Here is a 21114-nt window from a genome sequence, read left to right as displayed (position 1 = left end):
CGATGCTATCGCGGGCAAGCCCGGCTCCCACAGAAGTGGGCTCCCACAAGGGTTGTGTTGTTCTTGAAATAGGGTTCACAGGCAAATCCTCGCTTACAAACCAGCAGCCATGGCTTTATCAATCAGCCAGTTCAGGGACGGGCCACGGTCGCTCGTCACTTCTACCGGGCGGCCGGCATAGGCGCTGTCCAGCGGGGCATCGGGCTTGATCTGCACGCGGATATCCGAGGACAGGTCGGCGCTGTTGAGGCTGGTGCTGCTGACGATGGTGCCGGTGCGGGTCTGTTCCTCATCGGCGACCTGGAAGCTCACCGGGGTGCCTGGGCGCACATCACCGAACTGGCGATAGGAGAAACGCGCCTCGACATTCGCCTGGCTGCCGCGCGGCACCAGTTGGAAGATCACATCACCCTTGCTCGCGTATTGACCGTCGGCCACCAGTTGCTGGGCGACGATGCAATCGCAGGGCGAGGTCAGGGTGCCGGTCATTTGCTTGCCGAACAGCTCTTCGACCTTGGCCGGTTGCAGCTGGTCTTCGTCCAGGTGGCCCTTGAGCACATCCAGCATGCTGGTGCTGAAGGTCGCCAATGGCGCGCCTTTGGCGGCAACCCCGTTGTCCTTGATCAGGCTTTGCACGGTGCCGTCGCGGGGCATGGTCACGTTCATGCCCGGCACGCTGACCAGGCCGGCCTGGGCGTGGCTGACGAAGTACATGCCATACACCGACTTGAACACAAAACCGAACGCCGCCAGGCCCACCAGGAAGATCGCCAGGCTGAAGGTCACGGCGCGCAGGCGGCCAAAGGCGGTCATGCCGCTGCCGCTGTCCTTGACCTTGCGTGCCTTGGTGAAGTTGTCGCGCTGCAAGGTCGCCAGTACATCGCCCATGGTCACGATATCGCCGGACAGGTGCGAAGTGATCAGGTGGCGCAGGGTGGAAATATCCTGGGCATCCAGGTTCTGGAACTGGCAGCCGGTGCGGCCGGTCTGGCGGTCGTGGGAGCGGATCAACAGCTCCACGTCCATCGCCAGGCCGAGGTTGTCGATGACAAATTGCAGGCGCGCCTTATGCACATCGCCAACCTTCAGCGGTTGCTGGGCGGCATTGAAGGCCAGGCCGCCGGCGGACAGGTCGATGACCCGTACTTCCATGGGGGTGCGGTCGGCGCCGAAGAAGCGCAGCTTGGCCGGGATTTTGACCCGGGCGTGTTGGCGCTGGGCTTCGGATTCGTGGACAACATTGGCGTTTACTTGACTGTTCATCAGGGCATTTCCTTAAGTTAATTCAGGCTTGGCAGGGTCAGACCATCATCAGCAACACGGCGACGAAAATGCTGCCGGCGGAGAAGGTCATGGTCCGAGACGACCAGGTGTTGAACCAACGCTGTGCGCTTTCCAAATCACGGGTCAGTTTGGTGTCCTGGCGGGTCCAGGATTGTTGATCGAGGCGGAAGAACACGTAGATCTTCACCAGCGCGCCCATGATCTGGTTGTAATAGAGAATCACCGGGTAGGCGGGGCCGATCTTGTGGCCCGAGCACGACAGCAGCAGGGTCAGGATCAGGCGCGTGATACCAATCCACAAAAGGTAAGCAAGGATGAACGCGCCGCCGTACTTGAAGGTGGCGATGATCGCCACGGTCAGGCCGAGCAGGGAGGTCCACATCGACACGCGCTGGTCGAACAGCACCACGCTGGTGAACAGGCCCAGTCGGCCCATACCCAGGCCCAGGGCCCGGGAGTTCTGGCGCAGGTTGTTGCCGTACCAGCGGAACATCAGCTTGCGGCTGGCCTTGATAAAGCTTTTTTCCGGTGGATGCTCGACGGTGTTGATCGCTGCGTCGGGCACGTAGAAAGTGTCGTAGCCCAGGCGCATCAGGCTGAACCAGCTGGACTTGTCATCGCCGGTGAGGAACTTGAAGCGGCCCAGGCGCCAGTGTTGCAGCGAGTCGCTTTCCACGTCGGCGATAAAACCGGGGTCGGTGACCACGCTGGCACGGAACACCGACATGCGTCCGGTCATGGTCAGCACGCGCTTGGACAGGGCCATGGAACACATGTTGATGTGGCGCTGGGCGAAGCGCAGTTTGTGCCACTCGCTCATGATGTAGCCGCCGCGCACTTCGCAGAACTCGTTGGTGGTCAGGCCGCCGACATTGCCGAACAGCTGGAACCACGGCACGGTCTTGCGTACCACGCCTTCGGCGAGCACGGTGTCTCCATCGATCACCGCCACCACGGCGCGGTCGTCCGGCAGGTGGCGGGAGATGGCGCGGAAACCAAAGGCCAGGCCATCGCGCTTGCCGGTGCCGGCGATGCGCACGAAGTCGAGCTTGACGTGATCCGGTGGGTTCATCTTTTCCCAGAGGCTCTTGACCAGCAGCTCATCGGACATTTCCACCAGCGAGCAGACTACGGTGGTGGGGAAGCCGCACTCGATGGCCTCGCGGATCACCGAGCTGTAGACCTGGGCCGTGGTCAATGCGTCGATGCGAAAGCTGGTGACCATCAGGAACACGTGGGAGGGGTCCGCCGCCTTGCCCAGCTTGCGCACTTTGCGCCGCAGGTGCGGGTAGACCACGTACAGGAACAGCATGCCGCGCACAAAGTGCGTAGCGCCCATGGAGTAGCGCCAGATGCCAACGGCGCCAATCAGGAAAATGAAATTCTTCGACTGCGAGTCGAATGTGCTCGCCGGCAACGCCAGGGCCAGGCACATCAACACGCTTAAAAACAACAGCCAACCGGCGGCCTGAAGGAGGCCGTGCTTTAGCCTGTGCATAATCTGCATCCGTCTGGAGTCTCGGGCGAGCCTGTGGGGTGGCCCGATGGGGTTGTGGCAGGCTTACAGTGGGGCGCCATCGCCGGCGAGCCGGCTCCTACATGACATGCGCGACCTGTAGGAGCCGGCTTGCCGGCGATCAGCGCGCTTACCAGCAAATGCCTTCGGTACGCCCATTGACGCTGGTGGCCTGGGACATGAAGCCCACCAGGTCGATCACTTGCTTACCGTGCGGGGCTTGTTGGGCCAGGGCGCGGAATTTCTCGTCGCGGTTGCCGAGAATGATCACGTCGCTGTTGTTGATCACATCGTCGAAGTCCGAGTTGAGCAGGGACGACACGTGGGGGATCTTGCCTTCGATGTAGTCCTTGTTGGCCCCATGCACACGGGCGTATTCGACGTTGCTGTCGTAGATGCTCAGGTCAAAGCCCTTGCCAATCAGCATTTCCGCCAGTTCCACCAGTGGGCTTTCGCGCAGGTCATCGGTGCCGGCCTTGAAGCTCAGGCCCAGCAGGGCGACCTTGCGCTTGTCGTGGCTGGAGACGATGTCGAAAGCGTTCTGCACCTGGGATTCGTTGCTGCGCATCAGCGAGTTGAGCAGCGGCGCCTCCACGTCCAGGGTGCTGGCGCGGTAGGTCAGGGCGCGCACGTCTTTTGGCAGGCACGAGCCGCCGAACGCAAAGCCTGGGCGCATGTAGTACTGGGACAGGTTGAGGGTCTTGTCCTGGCAGACCACTTCCATCACTTCGCGACCATCCACGCCGACCGCCTTGGCGATGTTGCCGATCTCGTTGGCGAAGGTGACCTTGGTGGCGTGCCACACGTTGCAGGTGTACTTGATCATCTCGGCAACGGCGATGTCCTTGCGGATGATCGGTGCGTCGAGTTCTTCGTACAGCGACTGCAGGACGTCGCCCGAGGCTTTGTCCAGTTCGCCGATCACGGTCATCGGCGGCTGGTCGTAGTCGGCGATGGCGGTGGATTCGCGCAGGAACTCGGGGTTGACCGCGACACCGAAGTCGACCCCGGCTTTTTTGCCCGAGCAGTCTTCGAGGATCGGGATCACGACGTTGGCCACGGTGCCGGGCAACACGGTGCTGCGCACCACGATGGTGTGGCGGGTGGTCTTGTCACGCAGGACAAAACCAATCTCGCGGCATACCGCTTCGATGTAGTTGAGTTCCAGGTCGCCGTTTTTCTTGCTCGGCGTGCCCACACAGATCATCGACAGGTCGGTATCGCGGATGGCGTCGGCGAAGTTGGTGGTACCGCGCAACCGGCCGGTGGCAATGCCCTGGCTCAACAGTTCGCCCAGGCCGGGTTCAACGATGGGGGATTTACCCGCGTTGATCAGGTCGATCTTATCCTTGGAAATATCCACGCCGACCACTTCGTGGCCCCGTGCAGACAGGCAACCGGCACATACTGCACCCACGTAACCCAAACCAAATATGCTGATGCGCATCGCATTTACCTCTATCTTTATCACGCCATTAGATGGCCGGAGTTCATGTTTTCAAGCGTCACTCATGCACTAGGTAATGCCGTGAATAGACACTGCATTGCCATGTACAGGCATGTTAAAAGTCGAGTGACTAACTAATGCACTCAAGTTGTGCGCAACTTGGCCTTGTTGTTGGGGCTTGCCCTGAAATGCAGCCAGCCTTCGGTGAGAAGGGTCTGGCGTCAGTGCCGCAATGCCTTGATATGGACGTGAAGCCCTTATCTATCAATGCCTTGGGTTGTCTCACTGACCCATTTGAGTAGGCTTAGCCTTGGCCTTGTAGGGGATGGTCATGCAACCTTATCGCCCGCCCTCAACTAAACAGTTGGTAATTAGACCGAAGAGTCATAGTTGTATGTGACAACTTCACTACTTCTTTTGGTCGCTGTGTAAGTCATATCGCACAAGAACAGAGATAATCGTTACCGGTGGTATGAGCGGCCCTGGAAGACATAGTTCCGGGCCGCTCATCCTGTTTCTCGAAATTTCTTGAAATATTAGGAAAGATGGCACTGGTACTATATTGATAGCACTTGCGGATTGGGCTAGTGGTTATAGGGAGTTGGCGCGGGGATATAGTTTTATGCCACTACTGTTTTAAAAAAGTGGTGCCACTACGAAAAAAACTGACGAATGTCGAGTGAAAGAAACGTTAGGAATTCTGAAGAAATATTTTTGACGTCAAGTTAATGACGATTTCATTGGGGAAATGCAGATAAAAATGTGGGAGCAGGCAAGCCAGCTCCCACATTGGATTTGCGCTGTATTGGTGACCTATTGCGGTGCGTGGTCGCGCAAAAACACCAGGTTGTCCGGCTTGGACTGTTCGGCACTGAAGCGATAGCCCTGTACATCGAACTGCTTGAGCTGCGCCGGGTCGTTGATGCGTTCTTCGATGACGAAGCGGCTCATCATGCCCCGGGCTTTCTTGGCGTAGAAGCTGATGATCTTGTACTGGCCGTTCTTCAGGTCCTTGAACTCGGTGTTGATGATCCGCGCGTTGAGGGCCGGGCGCTTGACCGCCGAGAAGTATTCGTTGGAGGCCAGGTTTAGCAGCACGTCATCGCCTTGCTCGGCCAGGGCTTCGTTGAGCCATTCGCTGATGCGTGTGCCCCAGAAGGCGTACAGGTCCTTGCCACGGGCATTGGCCAGTTTGGTGCCCATCTCCAGGCGGTACGGCATCATCAGGTCCAGCGGGCGCAGCAGGCCGTACAGGCCCGAGAGCATGCGCAGGTGATCCTGGGCGTAGGCGAAGTCGGCGTCGTTGAAGGTCTGGGCGTTGAGGCCGGTATAGACGTCGCCCTTGAAGGCCAGCAGCGCCTGCTTGGCATTGGCCGGGGTGAAGGCGGGGGTCCAACTGCCGAAACGCGCGGCGTTGAGGCCGCCGATCTTGTCGGAAACATGCATCAGTTCACTGATCTGCGCCGGGCTCAGCTCGCGCAACTGCTCGATCAACTCTTGGGAGTGGTCCAGGTATTGCGGCTGGGTAAAGCGCTGGGTCGCAGGCGGGCTCTCGAAATCGAGGGTTTTGGCTGGGGAAATCACCATCAGCATGAAGTCGTCTCCTGTAATCGTCGGGGGATTCTAGGGGGTTGGGGCCTTCGACTCCACCTATCACGGCAATAGCTGCCATACGGTTATCCCTGTGGGAGGATTGCGATCGGCTATAGTGGCCGACGACTCTGGAGGGGGAGACCCGTTGTGCGAATTGCGCTTTTGTTGTGCGCCTGGCTGACCTGCCTGGGTGCCCAGGCGGCCAGTGTGGATGTCGCGAGCCTGGACCGCGGCACCTGGCCGGAAAAACTCAGCAGCCCGGCGCTGTTCGATGTGGCGTCACGCGCTGAAATCCTCATGTTCGCCAACGCGCTGCTGGCCCGCGAGGCCCTGGATGAGCCGGCCCTCAAGCAGCGCCTGGGGCTGAAGATCATCAATCAGGGGGCCATCGACGACCTGCGTCGCCACCTCTGGCAACGGTTGCTGGAAAACTACGGATTTGCCCAGCAAAGCTGCGAGCAGGACGCCTCGTTCTGCTACCTGGTGGACAACATGGACGACCTGCGCGAGCAGGCCGGCAAGTTCGCGGTGGGCGAGCAGTCCTTCTATATAGGCTGGGCCGGCCCCAGCCGCGTGTTTCACCAGCGCTACCTGGACGAGCTGTTGCGCAAGGCCGCCCTGTTTCCACAGATCAGCAGCGAAGTCGCACGTTTTGGCGATTTCGAGCGCAACGGTGATGAACTCAATGACCGCCTGTTTTTACTGACCTTCGATGGCGGCCCGTCACCGATCAGCGGTAATACCGACTGGCTGGCCGACTACCTGCGCAAGCAAAAAATGACCGCGACCTTTTTTGCCCTCGGCAATAGCCTGCAAACCCGCCTGGAAAAGACCTCGCCCGCCGATATGCAGGCGTTGTACCAGGGCCAGTGCGTGGGCATCCAGGGCTGGCAGTACCGCTCCCATAGCCATTGGGTCGACTGGCAAAGTTCGATCACCCGCACGGCATCACTGACCCAGAACCTGTTGCCGGAAAACTACGTGCCGCTGTTTCGCCCGCCCTACGGCCAGCGGCGGGCTGACAGCCAGGGCTTCTTCCAGGGCCAGGGCCTGCAAGTGGCGCTATGGGATATCGACTCCCAGGACGAGCCCGGCCAGCTCAAGGCCGACGAGTCGGCCCAGCGGGTGCTGACGCTGATGCTGTTGTGGCGCAAAGGGGTGATTGTGTTCCACGACACCCAGGACAAGGCGCGGGTCGCATTGCCGCTGTTGCTCCAGGCAACGGCGCAAAGTGGGCTGGGCTGGCAGGACTGTCGGGAGGCGTTTCGCTGAAAAGCGCAAAGGCCCGGCCCTGTTGGGGATGATGGCGTTTCGGGGTGATTTGCTGCGACATTTCGATGCAGGCGGACTTCCGACTTTAGCGGTGTGTGTGGCGGCCCGCCAGTGCTATTCGTCATCCTGAAAAATAAACTTCAAAAAAGCGTCAAAGTGCTTTTTCCTGTCATGGGTTTTGCGGTATTACGAAGGCAGATCGCCGAAACCTGCACCACAGGTGGCGTCTTCCCAGACTCCCTTTGCGGTGTGTTCGGCGGTCGAATCGAGGCGCAGCACTGTTGTGGTATTGCGTCGACTGGCTCCCACAAAGGTGACCGAGTATGGATGATCATGGACGTAACCCTTCTTCCGACCAGCCAATCCTTTATGTGCTTGATACCAATGTATTGATCCACGATCCAAACGCGTTGCTCAATTTCGAAGAACACCACGTCGCCATCCCAATGATCGTGCTCGAGGAACTCGACAAACTCAAAAGCGGGCACCACAGCGTTGCCGCCGAATGTCGCCAGGCGATCCGCCTGATCGACAAGACCCTGGGCGAAGCCTCGCCCGAGGATGTGGAAGTCGGCGTACCGATCCAGCGTGGCAAGAGCGGGCCCAAGGGCTTGCTGTCGATCCTGATGAGCAAGCGCAGCGAACCCAACAGCCTGCTGCCGGAAAACCTCAACGACAACAAGATCATCAACCAACTGATCGACCTGCACGCACGCGACAAGGACCTGCGCCTGGTGCTGGTGACCAAAGACATCAATATGCGCCTCAAGGCACGAGCGTGTGGGATCGCCGCCGAGGACTACAGTACCGACCAACTGGTCGACGACGTATCGATGCTGTCCCGTGGTTATCACACCATGACCGGCTCGTTCTGGGACCGCGTCAGCAAGGTCGAGACCCGCCAGGACCATGGCCGCACCTGGCACCAGGTGCAGCTGACCGACAACTTGCCGGCGGTGCATATCAATGAATTCATCATCGACGAACAGGGTTTTGTAGGCTGGATCAAAGAGATCCAGGTCGACAAGCTGCTGATCCTCGACCTGCATCAGGAACCCCTGTTGCACCAGGAAGCCTGGGGCCTGAAACCGCGTGATATCTACCAGAGCCTGGCGCTGTACGCGTTGCTCGACCCGGACATCCACCTGGTCAACCTGACCGGCGCGGCGGGTTCGGGCAAGACCATCCTCGCCCTGGCGGCGGCCATCGAGCAGACCATGGTCACCAAGCGTTATCGCCGCATCATCGCCACTCGCAGTGTGCAGGGCCTGGACCAGGAGATCGGCTTTTTGCCCGGCACCGAAGCGGAAAAAATGGAACCGTGGCTGGGGGCGATCACCGACAACCTCGAAGCCTTGCACATGGATGACGAAAACACCCATGGCAGCGTCGACTACATCCTCAGCAAAGTGCCGTTGCAGTTCAAATCCCTCAACTACATTCGAGGTCGCAGCTTCCAGCAGAGCCTGATTTTGATCGATGAATGCCAGAACCTCACCCCGCACCAGATGAAAACCATCATCACCCGTGCCGGCGCCGGTTCCAAAGTGGTGTGCCTGGGCAACCTGGCGCAGATCGACACCCCTTACCTGTCCGCGACCAGCTCCGGGCTGACCTACCTGACGGAACGCTTCAAGGATTTCCCGAACGGCGTGCACATCGCCTTGCAGGGCGTCCCTCGCTCGATTCTGGCCGAATACGCCGAATCCCACCTGTAACCGCCCAGTGTGGGAGCGGGGTTGCCCGCGATAGCGGTGGGTCAGTCGATGATAAGTTGACTGACGCGCTCCTATCGCAGGTAAGCCAGCTCCCACCTTTTGATCTGCGTTGGGTTTACAATCGGGGGCTTCTGATCAGGAGTATCCCCGTGCTGACTCATCTCGATTCCCAGGGCCGTGCCCATATGGTCGACGTCACCGACAAAACCGTGACGTTCCGTGAAGCCGTGGCCGAAGCGCGGGTGCGCATGCTGCCCCAGACCCTGCAAATGATCGTCGACGGCGCCCACCCCAAGGGCGATGTGTTCGCCGTGGCCCGCATCGCCGGGATCCAGGCGGCGAAGAAAACCAGCGACCTGATCCCCCTGTGCCATCCGCTGATGTTGACGGGCGTCAAGGTTGAGCTGGCCGCCGAAGGGGAAAATACCGTACACATCATCGCCCGCTGCAAACTGTCCGGGCAGACCGGCGTGGAAATGGAAGCGCTGACGGCCGCCAGTGTCGCCGCGCTGACCATCTACGACATGTGCAAGGCGGTGGACCGTGGCATGACCATCGAGAACATCCGCCTGCTGGAAAAACTCGGCGGCAAAAGCGGGCATTTCAAGGCGGACCAGGCATGAGCATCCACGTACTGTTTTTTGCACGCTACAGCGAGGCGGTAGGCCTGGACTCCCTGGAGGTCGAAGGCGACTTCGCCACCGTCGATGCCGTGCGCCAGGCACTGGCCGCAGATCCTGGCTTCGAGGTGCTCAATGAGGCCAGCCTGATGTGCGCGCGCAACCAGGAACTGTGCGCCCTCGACGAGCCTTTGCAGGCCGGCGATGAAGTGGCCTTCTTCCCGCCCGTGACCGGAGGCTGACCATGGCCATTCGTGTGCAAGCCCAACCCTTTGACCCCGGCGCCGAAGTCAACGCCATGCACGCCGCCAATGTAGGCGTGGGCGCAGTGGTGAGCTTTGTCGGCTATGTACGCGATTTCAACGACGGCCTCGATGTGGCGGGGATGTTCCTCGAACACTACCCCGGCATGACCGAAAAGGCCCTGGCCAAGATCGCTGTCGAGGCTGAGCAGCGCTGGCCGCTGCTCAAGCTGGAAGTGCTGCACCGCATCGGCGCCCTGGAGCCTGGCGAGCCCATCGTGTTCGTGGCGGCTGCCAGTGCCCATCGCCAGGCGGCGTTTGATGCCTGTGCGTTTGTGATGGACTACCTCAAGACCCGCGCGCCGTTCTGGAAGAAGGAAAACACCAGTGAGGGGCCGCGCTGGGTGGAGGGGCGCGACAGTGATCATGCGGCGGCGGATCGCTGGTAGTGGCGAGCAGCACCCACTACTAGCTCTATTTGACCTATAAAACCTTTGGTTTAGGCCAAAAGGTTCTGCACAACTGTCAATTCTGACAGTTGTTCGTCATTCTCCTTTAATACTTAATTACACTCACGGGCATTGGGTTTTCCTTTAGAGATAACCAGGCTGTATTAAGTAGTTATGCCTCCGATTGTACTTCATCGAAGATGAAAGTTTCAGGGAGAAAAAAATGACTGAGGAAAATAAACTGTCCAGGCTTTCCCATTTCAGGGTTACATGCCCGGATGGCTCGAACTTTACGGATAATCTTTATGCCAACGGGCGCCATCAATGTGAGGTTGTTGTTGAAGTAATAAAAGAGTGCCAAAATAGAATTGGGGTATGGGAGCGTACTGAATTAACTGATGAAGAAATTGAAAGTATCAGAGTTGTTTCGTTTTTTTCAGAAGATGGAGGATTTTTACCTAGTGGTTGGAGTTGTGATGAGAGAAAAAATATTTACAGTGAAGGGCTTTGGGAAGGTGATAAAAAAGTAGAACTGAAACCAACTGATTATAATCCGGGTCCCCTGGTTCAGAGGGTTTCTCGTTACTTGCGTTTCAGTTCGCAAGGCTCTATGGAGTCAGTCAGACTTGTAGCATGTATGGTTTTGAACGGTCAGGTTTATAAAACCAAGTCGTTGGCGGAAGATAGCGGTTTTGATTCGTCGGTTACCCTCCAGCCAGTGGTTCCATTTAGACTCTCTGTGAAAGATTTGGTTGAGTATAAACATGCAGCAGTTTCGGATACAACGTTCTATGCGACGGTATATTATTGGACTCCTCCTGCTGGGGTGGTGTTCGTTGCGCAAGAAGGTCTTGACCGGCCGTTGGATATGGACTACGAGGGTGACCATTTTCAGACTGGTTACGCTTATGCAAAACAGGGCAATAACACTCCCCATAAGGGGGGTGTAGTTGTTAATAAGGGGAACTCTCCCGTTATGCGGTCGGATATATTCAAGCCTTACGGTATTCCGGTTTACAATTATTATGTGCGGACTGATATGCGGCCGACAATCATGAGGGCAATAACGGCACGATCTCTTGCTTTGAAAGTTGATGTTACGCACGACTCGAATAGCACATGGAGTTTAATAGATAATTTTGGAAACTTACATCAGTTTGTATTGGAGTCGGCCGGTGCTAACTATGAAGGATTGCGTATAAAAGATAAGGGGCCAGACCTGAAGTTGACCTATTTCAAGATAAAACTTCCTAATAATCAAACTTGGACGGATGCTCTTTATAGCAACGGTCGTCATCAGTGCAAGGTCCAGGTCGAGGTGATATTGGAGCGCGAGGATACAGGTCCTGTTCCACTGACTGCAGAGCAGCGTGCTAGTGTGACGATTACACGTTACTCAACAAATGTACACGAAGTATTGCCGCCTGGATGGTCGTGTGATGTTGAAAAAAATATGTTTGACACGGGACGCTGGGTGAGAGATGGCATCATGGAAGATGAGCAACGCAACATAGGCCCGGATGATAATGGTTCGGTACCGTTTTCAGAAATAATTGATCGGTATATGCGTTTCGACTCGACCACTCCGATCGAAACTCAAAAATTCATGGCCAGAATCATAATAGATGGGGTTGTTTATACAACTAATCCGATATCTACTCCAGGTGGTAGTTCAATTGATATTCTTCCGATTAGACCATACCGTCTAAGCGTGCGCGATTTGACAGTTTATCATGATTTTGATGCGCAGCATGATGCTAATAGTGACGCAGATGTTTTTTATTATAATCCACCGGCGGGACTGAGGATTGTCTCCACGATGGGGCTTGACAACCCTTTGCAAGTCAATGATGAGGGTGATTACTTTCAAACGTCATTTTCGCAAAAAATCAACAGAGATGGATATCGGTATTGTAAGGCCGGTGTTGTCTTGCAAAAAGATGTGCCAGGCTTGAAGCTGCGGACTCATGATGTTCAGAGAAATGCTAACTTTCTTAATCCTTATATTGAATACAATGTTGTGTCTACTATTTTTCGTGTAGTGAAAATTTGGACAAAAAATCCAATTGTTGAAGGTGATACAAAAAGTACATTGCGTGTCTGGGATAATTTTGGATGTGAGCATAGATTTTTTATAGAGAAGGCGGACAGTGGACGTAGTTTAGAACTGAGAGATGCGTGAGTGTGCGATTTCTGATGGCGAGTTCGGGTATGTAGTGTGCGTTTGGATTTAACTATTTTGCTGGTTGTCTGTACAGTTGAGGAGTTAAAAATGAATGTCTATTCTAATGCTTTTAATTTCAGTTCGTATCTCAACGGTTCAGTTGATCCGCGCACGGGGCAGTATGGTGGGCAAATTCGCTTGGCCACTTTGTATCCTGAAGGCCCACAAGAGGTGAGTCGGGATATTATGCTGTCGTTTTCTATGCTTAATTCAATTAATAGCCCTTACGGTATCGGATGGCAGCTCAGTAATACTTCATTTGATTTGGTCAGCCTGAATTTTACCTTGCTCAATGGCGGAAGATATCAAACCAGTGGTCTGCCTTCGGTAGGCGGCACGATGATATTCAAGGATTACAAGTTAAAAGATCTAGTCGTCAAACGGCCGGATACCAATACGCTGCATGTAATTTACAAAGATGGATCTGTAGAAGTTTTACGTCGCACAAGCAGTACTGTGCCGTACCGGATAGACGCTATATTGTTCGAGAATGGCGAGCGCTTGACTTTCCGGTACGGCACTACAGGTTTTTTGGAGCGGATCCTCAACCATAAGCAAGAAGATCTACTTATTCTGACCTACTCCACCGGGCGTTTGTCGTACGTAGATGCTCGGGTCGAAGGAGGGCGTTATGCCCGCATTCAATTTACACAGATCAATAATCTTTTGACGAGAGTGACGGCCCCCTATGATCGTAATGAACCGCCCGGCGCTGCGGCTTATGCGTTTGAATACTGGCCGGAGTTTCGCAACGGCCTGGTCCCTCTTAAGCGAGTTTATTCGCCGATGGGTGGGGAGGAACTGATTAGTTATGAGGAGAACGGGCACCAATATGCCAACAACCAATACATTCCACGGGTCGTCCGTTGGGTGCAGACACCAGGGGCCAGTCAGCCGGACATGATCCGGACCTATGCCTACAGTCAGGGCAAGAATTTTACCGGTTACCCGTTCTCCGGCGGTTTTCGCGAAGGCGAAGACAACCTGTACTTGGTAGGCAGCGCTTATGACTACTGGACCGAAGAGACCAGCCGCAGTGCTAATAATGCGGTGCTGAGCGTCAGCCGCACCACCTATAACAAGTTTCACCTGTTGACCGAAGAACGGGTTACGCGTGAGGGGACGCGGACCCAAATGAACATCACGTACAACACGGTCCCCGGCCTGTTTCCCGCCCAGCCAGCCAATCTCCACCTTGCCAAAACCATCACCAAACGCTATGAGCTAGTGGCTGGTGGTACCCCGAGGGAAGAGATCCAGCAGATAGAAACTGACGACTACGGCAACGAACTCAGTCGCACTGAGCCTTCCGGTATCCGTACCGAATACAGCTATTACCCGATTGCGGGAGAAAGCGGCAAGTGCCCTGCCGACCCCCACGGTTTGTTCCAGCGCTACCTCAAAGAAGAGCGACTCGTGCCCGTAGGAGGCGCGCCTGCCGCGCGGCTCACGGAATATACCCATACACGTGTCCCGCAGACGGGCAGTAGCTATTTTGTGCTGCAGCAATCCATCAACCAGGCTGGTGTGCTGGCCATGCAGCAGACTTATTACCAAACCCCTGTCGAGCTGGCTGGCCGGTTGAAGAGCGCCACCAGTACGGTCGGCGGGCAGGCGCTGACCAGTGAGTTCAGTTACGTGATTCAAGGCGATAATGTGCTCGAAACCCGGCGGCTGAAGGGGCGCGAGGGGCAATGGCTTGAGGCCAAGCGCACGCTTTCGCTGGTCAATCGACGCCTGTTGTCGATGACGCGAGACGGCGAAAGCACTCTGGATCTGGCTTACGACGTCAGTGGCCGGTTGACGGTGGAAACGGTTGCTCCCGGCACACCGCAAAAAGCCACGCGGCAATACGCCTACCATTTTGCGCAGGGGGTGACGCGTGCCCATTTGATCACCACGGATGCGCAAGGGATCAAGGCCATTACTTACTATGATGGTGCTGGCCGCCAGGTGGCCGAAGCACAGGTGATCGGCTCGAATCAGGAGCGACCCACTTGTACCTGGCGTTATGACGCGCTCGGGCAAACCGTCGAAGTGGTCGATATGGATTACGTGACCGAAGGGCAACGCTTGTTGAAAAGCACCCACACCTACAACCGCTGGGGCAACGCGAGCCGTGTCACCCACGCCGATGGCCGCGTAGTGATCAATGAGTACGACCCGCTGCTCAATCTCACGGAAGAGGGCGTTGTGGGCGGGGAACGCCGTATCACCTATTTCAATGCCTACAACCAGCCGATCAAGGTCGAGCGCCTGGATGCCAGCAACAATAAAGTTGAAGTGGAGTCGTACACCTACGATGGCCTGGGGCGATGCCTGACGGTATTGGATATCAATAAAACGCTCACTGAGTTGACTTACGACGGGTTTGACCGGCTGGTGACGACCCTGCAGAAACCGGTCGACGGTACCCCGCAGCGGCTGAGTAAAACTGACTACGTCCCAGGAACCAGCAGTGAGTTGGCCAGTGCCATCACCGTCGACGGCAAGCGGTTGGGGGCCCGTACTTACGACAGCCTGGGCCGGATGACCAGCCAGGTGCGTGGGACGGGACAGGCTACGACCTGGGAGTACGAGGCCGGTTGGTTTGAACCTATTGCCATGGTTTCCCCCCGGGGTGGGCGCCAGGTCATGACCTATGACAAGCAACTCGATGTGCCGACTCGGATTGAGATGACAGGACTGCCGGTGAGCACCTACCGGTATGATCCGGTGGGCGGAGCATTGACGCGTTCGGAGGCCAATGGCCTGATCCATGAGCTTTTCCAGGATGCCATCGGCCATCCCGAGAAGGACATTCAAACCGCCAGCGGTACGTCGCTGACTTCCCAGTATGGCTACTCCCCCGCAGGGCGCCTGCTGCATCAGACCTCAGCCGATGGCCAGCGCAGTGCGCTTGCATACGATACCCTCGGGCGATTTTCCAAGATGACCACCGGCCCCCTGGTGATCGAACAGACTTACGACACCCTGGGCCGGCCGCAGAACCTGACCACCACCTATGAAAGCACGAAGATTCTCACACGCGTGACCTACGACTCGCTGGGTCGGGAAGCTGAGCGCCGCTTTGAGCAAAACGGTGCATTGTTCCAGGTGTTGGCCAGTACGTATTACGTCAACGGTATGTTGGCGACTCGGTTTCTTCGCAATGCGAGTTCACAGGTGGTCATTGGCGAGACCTTCACCTACGACGCCTACCTGCGGCTCAAGACCTATCGCTGTGAGGGGCCTGAACATCCCAAGGATCACCTGGGCCGGGGCATTGTCGGGGAGGATTACACCTTCGACAGCCTCAATAACATCACGCGGGTCGTCACTGCATTTGCCGATGGCACACAAGACACCTGCCAACGTTATTTTACCGGTACCGACCCCACGCAGTTGACCCGCCTGACCCATACCCGCCCGGTGCAGGATGTCACCCTGACATATGATGCAGCGGGCAATTTGCAGGCGAGCCCAGAGGGCCACGCCTATACGTACAATGGCTTTGAACAACTGACGGCGGTGAAGGCCGGCCCTCTCAACTACAGCTATAAGTACGATGCCGAGGCGCGCCAGGTGCATGCATCCCGGGGCGCTGAACCGCCCGTGATGCTGGCATACGCCGGTAGGCGTCTGGATCTGCTGGTTGAAGGCAGTAAAAAGATCCGTTTCGCTGACGGTGGGGATGAGGTGATGGCGCGCAGTGGTGGCGTGGACGGCCCACAACTGCATATGAACGATGCCAGCGGTAGTGTGCGCGGCCTGTCAACTCCCGGTCAGCCCCATGTCCGCCGGCACTATACGCCCTATGGTGATGCATATATCCCCCTGGATGATGGCAAGGTCCGCAGCATGGCCGACCTGCAACTGCCGGCGTTCAATGGCGAGCGTCTGGATGTGCCGACCAACCTGTATTTCCTCGGTAATGGTCTGCGGGCCTACAGTCCTAGCCTGAGGATGTTCTTGCAGCCTGATCTGTTGGGCCCATTTGATGAGGGGGGGATCAATTGCTATGCCTACTGTGCCGGCAACCCGATCAACATGCGCGATCCTAGTGGGATGTGGCCTGGCTGGGTGAAGTGGGTATTGACCGGGGTAGCACTGGCGTTGTCGGTGGTAACGCTTGGGTTTGGGGCTGTCGGTCTTGCGGCCACGGTATCAGCTGCTGCAGCTTCGGCAACGTCAGTTGCTGCGGGGTTAGCTGCGGCAACAGTGGCGATGACCGCTGTGGGGGCGCCGGTCGTTGCGGGGGTTTTTGCGGGCGCGGCAGCCACTGCGACTGCGGCTGGCGCTACGATTGCCGCTGCCGCCGCTGCCGCCACAGGGTGGGTTATCGCCTCCAAGGCAGCGATCACCGTCGGAGCGGGGCTCGGTGTTGTCGGCGGGACGTTGAGTGTCGCGGGGCTGGCTACTGCCGAGGTCGATAAAGCCATGGGGTGGGACCGTTCGCACATCATCCGTAGGCTGGGGTGGGCCTCCCTCGGGTTTTCAATTGCCTCGTTGGTAGTGGGTATTGGGGGGGCTTATACCTCGTGGCACATGACCTACACCTCTGCGGCCTCAAAGGCGGCCGGAACCGGAAAACTGCTGGAAAGTCCCGCCGCCTTGGGGTTAATCGCGGGGGGCAAACGCATGTTGGGCTTATCTTACAAATTCACCGATAAATGGGGCATCACCCCATACAGCCAGCTTTTTGGGGCTACACGGGCTGTATTGAGATTTACCAATCTGGGGCGCTCGATTCAAGCGAGAGTCGGCTCACCGGCCACACCTCGACCGGAAGGCGGCGGCCCTGCTCCAGCCCAACCCCAGTCACAACCCACTGCCAGTCGAGTGGTCGATATGCCCGGCAGCAGCGCCGGCTTCTACCAGTCATTCAGAGAGGAAGCCTCGCGCATTCGCCAGCCCATCCTGGGGGAATTGTATCGAGGGTAGTCTTGGCAAACGCCGCATTAACCCAGACGCCGGGGCGACAACATCGCCTCGGTCAACCCCGCTCCCACCAACGCTTCGGGTAACGCCAGCCCACGCACCAGCGCCGCGCTGGCCTGGCCCATCGCCGGTGAGGTCTGGATGCCGTAGCCACCCTGGGCCGCGACCCAGAACAAGCCCTCTACCTGCGGATCAAAGCCACACACCAGGTCGCCATCGCTGACAAAACTGCGCAGCCCGGCCCAGGTGCGCGTGGGGCGGCGGATGCTCAGGGTGGTGGCCTGTTCGATGTGATAAATCCCCGTGGCGATGTCCAGTTCTTCGGGCTGCACGTCGTGGGGCTCGACCGGGTCGGCATTGGCCGGGGAGCCGAGGAACATGCCGGCGTCGGGCTTCATGTAGAACGAGCCGTCGAGGGCGGCCAGCTCCGGCCAGGCATGGATATTCACGTCTGCCGGCGGGGCGAAGATAAAGGCACTGCGGCGCTTGGGTTGCAGGCCGATTTTTTCGGCGCCGGCCAGTTCCGCGACTTGGTCGGCCCAGGCCCCGGCGGCGTTGATGATCACTGGGGCACTGAAGCGCTGTTGCGCGGTGCGCACTTGCCACTGGCCTTGATCGTCACGGGCCAGTTTCTGCACCTCGTTGTCGGTGTGGATTTGCCCGCCATTGCGCCGAATGCCACGCAAGTAGCCCTGGTACAGCGCATCGGTGTCGATATCGCAGACCGTCGGGTCGTAGATCGCGCCGTGGACTTTTTCCGCGCGCAGGATCGGCAGCATACGCAGCGCCTGCTCGGCACTCAGCAGCCGCGTCTCGGGCACCAGCGCCTTGGCGCTCAGGTATTGGCGCTGCAACTCGTCAGGATCGCCCGCCAGGTCCACCAGCAGTTCGCCACGGGGCGTGAGCAAGGGGTGTTCGCTGAAACCTGCGGGCGGGTGATCGAAGAAGTCGCGGCTGCCCAGGGTCAGGGCGCGCACTTGCGGCGTGCCGTAGGCCGCGATGTACAGGGCGGCGGAGCGGCCGGTTGCGTGATAGCCCGGCATGGACTCACGCTCCAGCACGATGACGCGGGCGTGTCGAGACAGCCAGTAACCGGCGCTGGCACCGGCGATGCCGCCGCCGATGATGAGGTAGTCGGCCTGGTTCATGGGTTCCTCCTTGAATATAAAAGCGCTGAAAGCCAATGTGGGAGCGGGCTTGCTCGCGAATGCGGGGTGTCAGTCTCTGGATATATTGACTGATCCACCGCATTCGCGAGCAAGCCCGCTCCCACATGGTTTACCGCATTCCAGCTTAAGGGCGTTTACGCTCTACGGGGCGCAGCAAGTGCGTCGGCGGCGTCTCGCAGCTGATCTTGCGGCCCAGCAGGGTTTCAATCGACGGCAATTGATACGAATCGTCTTCCCCGGCAAAGCTGATCGATACACCCGCAGCGCCCGCCCGGCCGGTACGGCCGATGCGGTGTACGTAGTCGTCCGGCACTTCCGGCAGGGTAAAGTTGATCACGTGGCTGATGCCATCGATATGAATCCCGCGGCCCGCCACATCGGTGGCCACCAGCACGCGGATCTTGCCCTCGCGAAAGCCTTCCAGGGTCTTGATGCGCTTGTGCTGCGGCACATCGCCCGACAACTGCGCGGCGTTGACGCCATCGCGTACCAGGCGTTCTTCGATGCGCCGTACTTCGTCCTTGCGGTTGGCAAACACCATGACCCGCTCCCAACCGTTGTCGTTGACCAGGTTGTAGAGCAGCTTGTATTTGTCGGCACCGGCCACGGCATAGATATGCTGCTCGACGTTCTCGCTGGCAACGTTCAGTGCCTCGATCTCGACGATGGACGGGTCGGTGGTCCATTGCTTGGCAAGGTTCATCACGTCTTCGGTGAAGGTCGCGGAGAACAGCAGGGTCTGGCGCTCGTTTTTCGGTGGGGTCTGGCGAATGATCTGGCGCACTTGTGGGATAAAACCCATATCGAGCATCCGGTCGGCTTCGTCCAGCACCATCACCTCGACCATGTCCAGATGCACGTCGCCGCGCTGGTTGAAGTCCAGCAAACGGCCCGGGGTGGCGACCAGGATGTCGCAGTGCCGCGCTTCCAGGTGCTTGAGCTGTTTGTCGAAGTCCATGCCACCGACGAACGTCATGACGTTGAGGCCGGTGTACTTGGTCAGGTCGGCGGCGTCCTTGGCGATCTGCACCACCAGTTCGCGGGTCGGGGCGATGATCAGCGCCCGTGGCTCACCCATGTAGCGCTCTTTGGGCGGTGGGGTCTGCAGCAACTGGGTAATGATCGAGATCAGGAACGCAGCGGTCTTGCCGGTGCCGGTCTGGGCGCGGCCGATGGCGTCTTTGCCGGCCAGGGTAAAGCCCAGGACCTGGGCCTGGATCGGTGTGCAATACGGAAACCCCAGGTCCTGGATGGCGTGCATCAGTTCCGGAGCCAGCTTGAAGTCATGAAAGCGAGTCTTGCCCTCTTGGGGCTCGACCACGAAGTCTTCCAGCTTCCACGGCTTTACCACAGGTTTTGGCGCGCGTTCGCGGCGCGGTTTTTCTGCGCGCTGGGCGGCGACAGGGGCCGGGACAGCAGGCGTGGCGGGCGGCGGTTTTGGCGAGGCAACAGGCGCGGTTCGGCCAGGCTGTTTACCATCATTGCGGCTGCCGGACGTTTGGACAGGGGCGCTGGGAACAGGGGCGAGTGGTTCAGCCTCGCTTTTACCGAACATCTTCTTGAGTGCTTTGAGCACGGTCATCTCATCAATTGGTTAAGGAATGTACGCCGGCCAGTGTAATGCAAGAATCGGGCGCGGCGTAGTGCGTTGGTCATGCGGCTACATAATGGCGGGCTTTGAGCCCAGGCGGCCGGACAACCAGGTGCCGATGTCGCGGATTTCTTCGGGTAACACCTCGTGACCCATTGGGTATTCCTGCCATGTCACGGTGACACCACGCAGCTTTAAATGCTCGTAGGCGCTGCGGCCCATGGCGTTCTGCACCACCTCATCGTACTGGCCATGCAGGCACAGGGCTGGAATTCGCTGCTGGCTGGCGGACAGTTCCAGCTCATCGCTGAAAGTCGGCGCATAAGTGGAGAGGGCAAGCACGCCACCCAAGGCACCCTGCCATTTCACAAACGCGGCGTGCAGGACCACGGCGCCACCCTGGGAAAAGCCGGCAAGGAAAATTCGCGAGGCGTCTATCCCGCTGGATTTTTGTTGTTCGATCAAATCGATGACCATGTCTGCCGACTCATCCAGCTGTTCGCGGCTGATGGCCCGTGCCGGACTCATGGCCAATATGTCGTACCAGCTTGGCATCTCGTAGCCACCATTGATGGTCACCGCACGGGTCGGCGCCTGGGGCAACACAAAGCGCGTCGACAGCAAGGTTTCCTGCAACGCTTCGGCCACTGGCAGGAAGTCGTAGCGATCGGCACCCAGGCCATGCAACCAGATTACGCAGGCGTCTGCGGGCTTGGCGGGCTGAAGAATCAAGGGTTCGGTCATGTTTGCTCCAAAAATGTGCGTGCGCGCCGATGGGGGGCGTCGGGGCGGTGCGTGGACGGTGGCTCAGTTAACAAGATGTCGCATGGCTGACTGTTTTGCGATTGATCCTGGGCTGAAACGGCTCAGCAGACACTCTGGTACGCCGCTTGCTATGTGTAGGTCGATGTCAGAACTATCTGAGGACGGTAACACTATCAGTGACTGCCGCCTCTGGGATAGCCGCTGCAATTACAGCGAAAGTCTCTGTCGCTTGACCCAAAAAAAAGCCAACACGGGTCGATATCGCCTCATAAGGGTGCGCAGAGGTTGGAGCTCCGACACAACA

14 protein-coding genes are annotated in these 21114 nt (G+C 58.0%); 7 read left to right on the top strand and 7 right to left on the bottom strand.

Going from position 1 to position 21114, the window contains the following annotated elements:
• Positions 1 to 93: 93 nt before the first annotated feature.
• The 4 genes from ACO77H_RS22730 to yaaA all read right to left on the bottom strand — a co-directional run bounded on the left by ACO77H_RS22730 (position 94) and on the right by yaaA (position 5840).
• The gene (locus ACO77H_RS22730; protein ID WP_169954545.1) at positions 94 to 1263 is read right to left on the bottom strand and encodes an alginate biosynthesis protein Alg44; all 1170 of its coding nucleotides are present in this window, start codon (positions 1261 to 1263) and stop codon (positions 94 to 96) included.
• A gap of 37 nt (positions 1264 to 1300) precedes the next feature.
• Entirely contained in the window at positions 1301 to 2782 is a 1482-nt protein-coding gene (gene alg8, locus ACO77H_RS22725; protein ID WP_432754595.1) for a mannuronan synthase, read from the bottom strand.
• A gap of 148 nt (positions 2783 to 2930) precedes the next feature.
• Complete coding sequence (locus tag ACO77H_RS22720) at positions 2931 to 4247, bottom strand: nucleotide sugar dehydrogenase (protein WP_169954544.1); 1317 nt, start codon at positions 4245 to 4247, stop codon at positions 2931 to 2933.
• Positions 4248 to 5060: 813 nt separating this feature from the next.
• Positions 5061 to 5840, bottom strand: coding sequence for a peroxide stress protein YaaA (gene yaaA / locus ACO77H_RS22715; RefSeq protein ID WP_169954543.1), 780 nt, complete (start codon positions 5838 to 5840; stop codon positions 5061 to 5063).
• A gap of 147 nt (positions 5841 to 5987) precedes the next feature.
• On the opposite strand from yaaA, the gene ACO77H_RS22710 reads away from it, so the two are divergent.
• The 7 genes from ACO77H_RS22710 to ACO77H_RS22680 all read left to right on the top strand — a co-directional run bounded on the left by ACO77H_RS22710 (position 5988) and on the right by ACO77H_RS22680 (position 17288).
• Complete coding sequence (locus ACO77H_RS22710) at positions 5988 to 7112, top strand: polysaccharide deacetylase family protein (protein WP_432754594.1); 1125 nt, start codon at positions 5988 to 5990, stop codon at positions 7110 to 7112.
• Positions 7113 to 7435: 323 nt separating this feature from the next.
• Positions 7436 to 8830: a PhoH family protein gene (locus tag ACO77H_RS22705; protein ID WP_169954541.1), complete on the top strand. Its 1395-nt coding sequence runs from the start codon at positions 7436 to 7438 to the stop codon at positions 8828 to 8830.
• 149 nt (positions 8831 to 8979) lie between these two features.
• On the top strand, positions 8980 to 9453 hold the full coding sequence (gene moaC / locus ACO77H_RS22700; RefSeq protein ID WP_057438233.1) for a cyclic pyranopterin monophosphate synthase MoaC: 474 nt from the start codon (positions 8980 to 8982) through the stop codon (positions 9451 to 9453).
• Positions 9450 to 9692 carry a molybdopterin converting factor subunit 1 gene (moaD, locus tag ACO77H_RS22695; protein WP_169954540.1) on the top strand — a complete coding sequence of 81 codons (243 nt, stop codon included), beginning with the start codon at positions 9450 to 9452 and terminating at the stop codon, positions 9690 to 9692. The genes moaC and moaD overlap by 4 nt, the downstream gene beginning before the upstream one ends.
• Before the next feature lie 2 nt (positions 9693 to 9694).
• Positions 9695 to 10141: a molybdopterin synthase catalytic subunit MoaE gene (moaE, locus tag ACO77H_RS22690; protein WP_169954539.1), complete on the top strand. Its 447-nt coding sequence runs from the start codon at positions 9695 to 9697 to the stop codon at positions 10139 to 10141.
• Between the two features lie 223 nt (positions 10142 to 10364).
• Positions 10365 to 12323: a hypothetical protein gene (locus ACO77H_RS22685; RefSeq protein ID WP_432754593.1), complete on the top strand. Its 1959-nt coding sequence runs from the start codon at positions 10365 to 10367 to the stop codon at positions 12321 to 12323.
• Between the two features lie 90 nt (positions 12324 to 12413).
• Positions 12414 to 17288: an RHS repeat domain-containing protein gene (locus ACO77H_RS22680; RefSeq protein WP_432754592.1), complete on the top strand. Its 4875-nt coding sequence runs from the start codon at positions 12414 to 12416 to the stop codon at positions 17286 to 17288.
• Positions 17289 to 17305: 17 nt separating this feature from the next.
• Here ACO77H_RS22680 and ACO77H_RS22675 read toward each other — a convergent pair whose 3' ends face one another.
• The 3 genes from ACO77H_RS22675 to ACO77H_RS22665 form a co-directional block, all read right to left on the bottom strand.
• Positions 17306 to 18433, bottom strand: a complete 1128-nt coding sequence (locus tag ACO77H_RS22675) for an NAD(P)/FAD-dependent oxidoreductase (RefSeq protein ID WP_432754591.1) — start codon at positions 18431 to 18433, stop codon at positions 17306 to 17308.
• A gap of 145 nt (positions 18434 to 18578) precedes the next feature.
• On the bottom strand, positions 18579 to 20036 hold the full coding sequence (gene rhlB / locus ACO77H_RS22670; protein WP_432754590.1) for an ATP-dependent RNA helicase RhlB: 1458 nt from the start codon (positions 20034 to 20036) through the stop codon (positions 18579 to 18581).
• Between the two features lie 78 nt (positions 20037 to 20114).
• Positions 20115 to 20789 (bottom strand): alpha/beta hydrolase, encoded by a 675-nt coding sequence (locus ACO77H_RS22665; RefSeq protein ID WP_432754589.1) that lies wholly within the window; start codon positions 20787 to 20789, stop codon positions 20115 to 20117.
• Positions 20790 to 21114 lie beyond the last annotated feature (325 nt).

Source organism: Pseudomonas sp. WMBT8 (assembly GCF_050916005.1).
Classification (GTDB): Bacteria; Pseudomonadota; Gammaproteobacteria; order Pseudomonadales; family Pseudomonadaceae; genus Aquipseudomonas.
Note: the sequence above shows the minus strand (reverse complement) of the source record. Positions and strands in the feature narration are given on the sequence as shown.